Raw genomic sequence first — 7,569 nt, 5'->3', positions numbered from 1 at the left:
AAGTCCGCTCTCAAGCGCTTGGTACTTCGCCGCGATGACTTCCTCCAGGTCCATGCCTACATTGATGGGCACGATCTCGGGCACCCGCAAACTGAAACTTTATTCCTGCGCGGCCCCTTACCGGTGCCCCTGGCAGGCCCGTCAGTCGCACGGTCCCTGGTGCCCAGAGCTTCTGGCCCGGTGGGTTCTTCAACTGGATGGCCACCAGCGTCGAGGGGTTCCCCTGATAGGCATTGGCATCAATCGCTTCCAGACCCATGGAGCCCAGGGAGGGTGCGCTCACCTTGAGATTCATCCCCCGCGTGTCTGTTTTGAGCCACCCAGAGAAGACGAGGCCGGCAGGCCCTGGCTCCGTGCACCGGGCCTTGAGTTCCTCCAACTCCACATTCTTCTGCATGAGGGCCGCGAGCAGGGCCTCGGGGGTGTTGGCCCGCCGATCCACCTCCACCTTCCCGTCCGTGACATCCATCTTGGTGAGCACCGCGAGGACAGCCTTGGTCGGCAGGGCCTTGTCCTTGAAGCCCACCTGGAGGATGAGCCGCTCGCTGGGGCTCAGATCCACGATGGGCTCCAGGGCGAGGGTGTTGTCGCCCACGTCCAACCACTTGAAGCGTGTCCGGTCCACGGTGAGGCTGTCGCGGTCCAGGGGGCCGTTGAAGGCCACCGTGGTGAGGTTGCCCGCGGCTACGTACACCTCGAGGACGGGCTCGGCGGGAGTGGTGGGCAGCACGGCGCGCCGATCCTGCCGTTGCCGGGCGGGGAGCTGGGGTTGGGCGGCGGCCGTGCTCGCCACCAGGAAGCCGAGTGCAACGCGAGACCACGTCATGGGTAGGACCAAGGGAACAGAATCTCCTGGGTTACCACCCTAGCAGATGCGCATCGTGGGTGCTCAGTTGGCTCCGTCCTCCTCCGCGCTGAGACCCCACAGCTTGAGCCGCTTGAAGAGGGAGGAGCGGGCCAGCCCCAGCTCCTTGGCGGCGCGGTCCTTGTGGAAGTGGCAGCGGCGCAAGGTGTTCTCGATGAGCTGTCGCTCCACTCGCAGCATCATCTGCTCCAGGGTGACGCCCTCGGGGAGCTCGAGCTGCGGGGTGCCCGTGTCCTCAGGGGCGCGGTGGAACTCCTGCTCGAAGAGGATGGCGCTCTCGTCCAATTGCGGCCCCTGGCGCACGAGCAACGCGCGGCACACCACGTTGCGCAACTCTCGGATGTTGCCCGGCCAGGAGTGCTGCTGAAGCCTGGCGAGCGCGGCCGGAGTGAACCTCGGAGCCAACCCCTGCGGCGCATGGAGCCCACGGGCTTGACCTCTCCGTTCTCCAGCACACGCAGCAGCTTGGCCTGCAGCTCCAGCGGCAGCTCGCCCACCTCGTCCAGGAAGAGGGTGCCCCCGTTGGCCTCCTCGAAGGCACCCTTGCGCTTGGAGTCCGCGCCGGTGAAGGAACCCTTCTCGTGGCCGAACAGCTCGCTCTCCATGAGCGCAGGAGAGAGCGCCGCGCAGTTGACGGGGATGAAGGCCTGCCCCGCTCGGGGCGAGCACTCATGCAGCGCTCGGGCCACCAGCTCCTTGCCGGTTCCGGACTCGCCCAGCACCGTCACGGCGGTAGGGGAGGGCGCCACGCGCTGGATGAGCTCCACCAACTGCCGCACCGCCGGGTCCGTCCCGACGATGCCGTGGAAGGTTGCCTGTGGTTGTCGCTGGGACAGCGGCTCGAAGAACAGCTCGGTCTCGCCCACGTGCACTGTGGTGTTCAGCGGGAGCTCGGCCTCGAACAGGCGCACTCCGTTGAGGAACGTCCCGTTGGTGGAGTTCAAATCCCGCACGTGGAAGCCCGCCTCGCTGCGCGTCACCTGAAGGTGCCGGCCGGAGATGAAGCGGTCCTGGAGGACCAGGTCATTGCCCGGGTCCTTGCCCACGGTGAAGCTGGCAGTGCCAGGGATGTAGAGGGTTTCGGTGGAGCCGTGCTTCACGCGCAGCTGGACAGGGAGCCGCAAGTCCTCGGTGGACTCGTGAGCGTGGAGCTCTGTGAGGAGGCCGGGGCGGGTGGCCGCCGAGTTCCCTGTGGGGCTGCGCTCGCGGAACAGTGCGCGCCACTGGCCCAGTTGCAGATCGGCCCCATCGGTCAGCTCGCCGCGCCGCAGGGGCTTGCCGGCCACCACGGTGCCCTGGCCGGACAGGTCCTCCAGCAGGCAGCGGGAGCCGTCGAGCAGGAGCGCCACGTGCTGGCGGCTGACGTGGGGATCCGGGATGACGATGTCACTGTCCTGTGCGCGGCCGAGCACCAGGCGCTGTCGCTCGAGCGCGACGCGAAGCACTTCCTCCCCCCGGCGAAAGAACACCAACTCCGGCATGACGCCTCCTCAGCAGGGCCCCCTCCCATGCGATGCGGTGATCGGCGACTTCTGACGGCGTCAGGAGTGGCGCGTGGGGTGGGCCTCCCCAGAGATGGGGTGCGTGAGAACTTCTGACGGCGTCAGAAGTGGCGCGTGGGGTGGGCCCTCCCCAGAGATGGGGTGCGTGAGAACTTCTGACGGCGTCAGAAGTGGGCACAGGGGGGGCAGGGCCACCGGGAGAGATGCGGTGAGCGCGACTCCTGACGGCGTCAGAAGTGGAGCGTGGGGTGGGGCATCCGGGCGGAGGCGGTGCGTGAGAACTTCTGACGGCGTCAGAAGTGGCGAGCGGCAGCACCGTCCGCGAACGCGGACGGTGGTTGTCTTGAGGCGGGCGGCGCACCCTCGACAACTCAATGGCTTATCACACCACGTGCGTGCGGCGTTTGGGGCTGCGCCTCCGTAAGCACGCGGAATCTCTCCGCTTTTGAAGGGCACCGTCTCCCAACGCGGACGAATCGTCCGCGGACGCGGACGGTCCCCGGAGGTCCGTTGGCGTAAGTGCCTGTTTCCGCAAGAAGCCAGGGGTTGGCGCGCCGTGTGCTTTGGGGAGGCGCAACCGCAACATCAAGCGGCCGGGACGCATGGTGCGTTCCCAGGGGGAGAAACACCCATGTTCAATCTGTTGAAGTTCAAGGATGTCACTCGCGGCACTGGGCAGGGCGCGGTCGCCAGCTCCACCATCCCGGAGGATGCCACGCTGGATCAGTTGGGCAGCGAGCTGCTGCAGCTGATGGCGCAGGGCAACAGCAACTACCACCGCATGGGGCAGCTCTATAACCACATCGTGGACAAGCGGATGGCGGAGAAGGCGGGGTACAAGGACGCGCGGGAGTACTTCAGCAAGAAGCTGGCGGACTTGTCGCAGGCGACGCTGAGCATGTACGGGACGGTAGCGCGAGCCTTCAGCGAGCCGGTGGCTCGGCGCTTCGGCGTGACGTGCCTGAACCTGCTGCTGAGCTACAAGGAGGCAGCGGACGTGGAGGTGAACGCGGAGGAGCCGGGCCCCACGCCCATCGAGGTGCCGGATGAGAAGGGGCAGGTGAGCGTGCAGCCGTTCGGTGCGTGCAGCGTGGATCAGATGCGGCGTGCGTTGCAGCGCAAGCGCAAGCCTGCCTCGACCAAGCCGTTGCCGTCCGAGTCGCTGGTGCTGGCCGAGCAGTACAGCGAGGCGGTGGCGCAGCGCTTCCCGCGGGGCACGGGCGTGGTGCTCAAGGTGTCGGTGCGCAACCAGAAGGGCAAGGCGGTGCTGGACATCAAGGGGATTCCCTTGGATCAGGTGAGCAAGTTGGCCGAGGCGCTCGGGGGTGAGCTGCCTGCGGTCAGCGAGCTGCCGAAGCCGCCGGTGACGCTCAGCTGATCGTCGTGTTGAAGAGGTGAGTCAGGGCCCCGCGTTCCCGAAGGAGGGGACGCGGGGCCTTTCTGCATCCACTCGCAGGGGGCATGTATGCCAGATGCGCGGAGGCCGTCTGCTGCGAATGCCGATGGCTGACGCTCTGTTGAGTCTCTTCTCACGGGAGCCTGTTCCTCCCGGAGCGGGGGCTTGCAGACTCCAGTTTTCTTGGAGTGACTGTGGGCGTAAGCACTCACCCCGGCGCAGCGGGTGGTGGGGGAGGTGGCGGTGGCGCTGGAGAAGGAACAGGCGCAGGCGTAGGGGCTGGCGCGGTCGGAGGAGAAGAGGCCGGTGGTGGCGCCGACGCGGGCGTACCGGTGCCCGTGTCCGGTTGGGGAACGGCAGGTGAGGGGGCTGGCTCGGGCGAAGGAGCGCTTGAGCGATAGGGCTCGGGCTCGGCCGGAAGCGGTTCGGCTCGGGGTGGTGGGGCCTTCTCCACTACCTCACCTTGGGGGGTGACTGCGTACACGTAGTCCCAGTCGAGTACCCGCCCGCGCGGGCCGCCGCATCGATTGAAGTGCTCGTCCAACACTACGTAATACAAGCCCGGCGTCGGGCCCGTGAAGACGGCGACATCCATTCCTTGTTCGGGACTGGAGCATCCCCAGAAGAGTCTAGGATCCGTATTGGTTCTCACCATCTCGCGGATGGCGGCTGCCGCAGCGAGCGCGGCTCCTGCTTCCGTGAGCGGGATGACGGTCTTGACCGATTGCTCGTCTTGCTCGGTCTCCGGCCACTTCACCTCTCCCTTCCAGGAGGCAGCGGGCGCGGCACAGCCGGTCAGCATCGCTGCAAGCGCAAGCGCACATACCTTGATCATTTCTTTCTCCCTCATCGCACCCAGCAACAGAACTCCAGATGCCTCGTCTTGTACCCTTGGTGTCCCTCAAAGTTTGAGTCTCTCCTGCGCGGCTATTGCCTCATGCCAAGCGTCTAGTTGCGCAGCAGTTGCAGGGAGCCATCACGACATTGGGGCGCGGTATGACGTCCCGCGCTTTCTGCAGTTCGTCTCCAGTCGGGTGCTTCGGTGAGTCTGAATCCTGGTACCGGCGAAGTCTGGAACTCTTCATCCCGATTCATGAGCCCAAGCCCCAGAACCTGCTGAAGCGGCAACTGGAGGGGAGCAATACTGCACTCCCAGTGGACCTCGTCCGGCACAATTCACGGGAGTGAGAGCGGGAGGAAGCATGTGGACTCGTGCGGATGTTCCTGCGCACGCTGGTGGCGCGAGTCTGGAGGCGGAAGCGTGAGCAGGCGTTCACAGAGCGGAGGGCTTTCGGTAAAGGCGGCGGAGCGCCTGCGCCCCCTTCTGGAGTCCTTCCTGGCGTCAACGGACACGCGCTCGCGCATCGCGTTCGATCCCGTGGAGTTCCCGCACCGGTATTCGGATCCCCGGGATATCGAGGTGAGTGCATTGCTGGGAGCGGCGCTCGCGTACGGGCGGGCGGACCTGTTCCGGCCCAAGGTGGACGGGTTGTTGCGGCATATGGGGGCCTCTCCGGCCGCTTTCGTGCGGCAACTGGACGTGCCCGGAGCGCGCGAGCTGCTGCACGGGTTCGTGTACCGGTTCAACGTCGGCACGGACGTGGCGGTGTTGCTGCTGGGCATGGGGAAGGCGCTGCGTGAGCAGGGGAGCCTGGAGGCGCTCTTCGTTCGCGTCTGGGAGGCGCATGGCTCGATGCATGGCGCCCTGAGCGACTTCACGGCGGCACTGCGGGATGTGCCGATGGGCGAACTGCGGCGGGTGCTCGGCAAGGAGCGAGGGCTGCACCACCTGCTACCGTCACCGCTGGGTCCGGGAGCGGCGAAGCGGCTCAACCTGTACCTGCGCTGGATGGTGCGCGGACCGGATGCGGTGGACTTCGGCATCTGGAAGCGCGTGCCCGCCTCGGCGTTGGTCATCCCGTTGGACACGCACATCGGGCGCATTGCGAAGCACCTGGGATTGACTCAGCGCAATGACTTGAGCTGGCGCACGGCCGAGGATGTGACCACCTCGCTGCGGCGCCTGGATGCGGCGGATCCCGTGCGCTACGACTTCGCGCTCTGCCACTACGGCATGAGCGGTGTCTGTCCCGCGAAACCCGTGGCGGACAACTGCGCGAAGTGCCAGTTGCTGTCCGCCTGCTCCGTCGGGCCGCGCCTCACGAGATCCCGAGCTTCTTCATCCGGTCCTTGAGAGTGTTGAGCGCGATCCCCAGCTCCTGTGCGGCTCGCGTCTTGTTCCCCTGGTGCTTCTCCAACGCCGCCCGGAGTTCCGCCTCCGTCAGGGCGCTGGGGCGCTTGAGCCCCGCGGGGACGGGCATGGAGGTCGTCACATTCGAAGCCCGCGTACTGGCCGCAGGCTCCGCGACCGCCGTGCCAAACCCCAGCTGCCGCTGGGACAGGTACGCCTTCACCGCCTCCACGCTGATCACCATCCTCAACGAGCCCACCCCATCGATGGCGCTCGCGGCCACCTCGCGCGCCACCACCGCCTTCACCGTGGTCTCCAGCTCTCGAATCTGCCCCGGCCAGTCCACCTGCTGCAGGTAGGCGATCGCGTCGCTGGTGAACGCCGCGTCGTACTGCTGCTCCGTCTTCAACCGGTGCAGGAAGTCCTCCACCAGGTTCGGAATGTCCTCGCGCCGCTCCTCCAGCGTCGGCAGAACGATCACGTCTCCCGTGGCCAGCCGCTGCGCCAGGTCCGGCCGCAGCCCCGTCTGCTGCAGCGGCGTCTTCGAGGCCGAGATCAGCCGGAAGCGCGGCGGAGGCTCTCTCAAGTCCGGTGCCGCTCCCAGCGGCGCCAGGCTGCCCGTGCCCTCCAAAATATCCACCAGGAAGTCCTGCGCCGCCGGCGGAAGGAACTCCACCTCGTCCAGGAAGAGCGTGCCCCCGTTGGCCACGTAGAACTTGCCCACCCGCGCGAAGGCCGCCCCCGTGAAGGCTCCCTTCACGTGCCCCAGCAACTCGCTGTGCAGCATGCTCGGGTCCTGCGGCAGCCGACCACAGTTGAGGATGACGAAGTTCCCGTCCGCCCGGCTCCGGCTGTGGATCTCCCGGGCGATGAACGTCTTGCCCGTCCCCGACTTGCCCAGGATGAACACCGGCAATTGGTGCCGGGCGCAGATGTTGATCGATCGCTCGAGCTGCATCGCCGCCGCCGAGCCCTGTTGCCGAGGCCGCGGCCCCGCCACCAACCCGTCAGGCACCTCGGCCAGCAGCGTGATGCGGCTCCGCCCGTTGCCCAGCAAAATCACGTTGCCCGGCTCCACGACCCAGTCCTGTAACGCACTCATCACCTGGAAGTACTCCCGCTCATCCCCCTGGAACGGGTACTCCACCTCGCCCAGGAAGCTGTGGTTGCGCGAGTTCAGATCCCGGTACACCCACCGGTGGTCCTCGCGGAATGACAGCCGTCCATGCTGGCGGGACACGGCGTCGTGAGGGAATACCACTGTCGACTCCGGTGCCCGTCCAAACACGTAGGAGCGATCCGGATACAGCGGGACGATCAGATCCGGCACGCCCTCGCGTTGGACTCGCAGCGCCTTGGGCTCGGGGTAGGGCCGTGGCGGCTCGGGCGGGGGAGGGGTGGGCACGCTGCGCAGCCGGTCCCGCCTCGTCACCGCCGGGATCGCGGGTGTGTCCTGGATCGACGGGGGCAGGGGAATGAAGCTCGTCCGGCTCAGGGAGGGGCCTGACACCGCCTCATCGTCCAACTCGGGCGCTTCGGCCTCCCGCCCTGCCTTCGGCTCATCGCTGCTCGTCATGGGGCCCCAAGAGGCATCGGCTGCCTGTCAGTACTGATA

Annotated in this window: 5 protein-coding genes and 1 pseudogene; 2 read left to right on the top strand and 4 right to left on the bottom strand. The window is 66.9% G+C overall.

From position 1 onward, the window contains the following. Positions 1-10: 10 nt before the first annotated feature. The 3 genes and pseudogenes from KY501_RS44185 to KY501_RS44175 all read right to left on the bottom strand — a co-directional run. Complete coding sequence (locus KY501_RS44185; protein WP_224370524.1) at positions 11-826, bottom strand: DUF2381 family protein; 816 nt, start codon at positions 824-826, stop codon at positions 11-13. Positions 827-889: 63 nt separating this feature from the next. Then, entirely contained in the window at positions 890-1,270 is a 381-nt protein-coding gene (locus KY501_RS54640) for an AAA-type ATPase lid domain-containing protein (protein ID WP_507236559.1), read from the bottom strand. Positions 1,271-1,335: 65 nt separating this feature from the next. Continuing rightward, positions 1,336-2,346: pseudogene (locus KY501_RS44175) on the bottom strand (sigma 54-interacting transcriptional regulator); the annotation flags it as partial. A 652-nt stretch (positions 2,347-2,998) separates the two neighbouring features. Here KY501_RS44175 and KY501_RS44170 point away from each other — a divergent pair. Beyond that, a complete protein-coding gene (locus KY501_RS44170; protein ID WP_224370518.1) occupies positions 2,999-3,745 on the top strand; it encodes a hypothetical protein in 747 nt (248 codons plus the stop codon). 1,279 nt (positions 3,746-5,024) lie between these two features. After that, positions 5,025-5,957 (top strand): TIGR02757 family protein, encoded by a 933-nt coding sequence (locus KY501_RS44165; protein WP_224370516.1) that lies wholly within the window; start codon positions 5,025-5,027, stop codon positions 5,955-5,957. Here KY501_RS44165 and KY501_RS44160 read toward each other — a convergent pair. Beyond that, positions 5,923-7,530: a sigma-54-dependent Fis family transcriptional regulator gene (locus KY501_RS44160; protein WP_224370514.1), complete on the bottom strand. Its 1,608-nt coding sequence runs from the start codon at positions 7,528-7,530 to the stop codon at positions 5,923-5,925. The two genes, KY501_RS44165 and KY501_RS44160, sit on opposite strands and share 35 nt — an antisense overlap. Between the last annotated feature and the right edge of the window lie 39 nt (positions 7,531-7,569).

This window comes from Hyalangium versicolor (assembly GCF_020103695.1).
GTDB lineage: Bacteria > Myxococcota > Myxococcia > Myxococcales > Myxococcaceae > Hyalangium > Hyalangium versicolor.
This window is presented reverse-complemented; position numbering and strand designations above follow the sequence as displayed.

What these genes read in the sequence shown, in the direction of transcription:
- KY501_RS44185 (WP_224370524.1), bottom strand. Translation starts at nt 826, where the DNA reads ATGACGTGGTCTCGCGTTGCACTCGGCTTCCTGGTGGCGAGCACGGCC.
- KY501_RS44170 (WP_224370518.1), top strand. Translation starts at nt 2,999, where the DNA reads ATGTTCAATCTGTTGAAGTTCAAGGATGTCACTCGCGGCACTGGGCAG.
- KY501_RS44160 (WP_224370514.1), bottom strand. Translation starts at nt 7,530, where the DNA reads ATGACGAGCAGCGATGAGCCGAAGGCAGGGCGGGAGGCCGAAGCGCCC.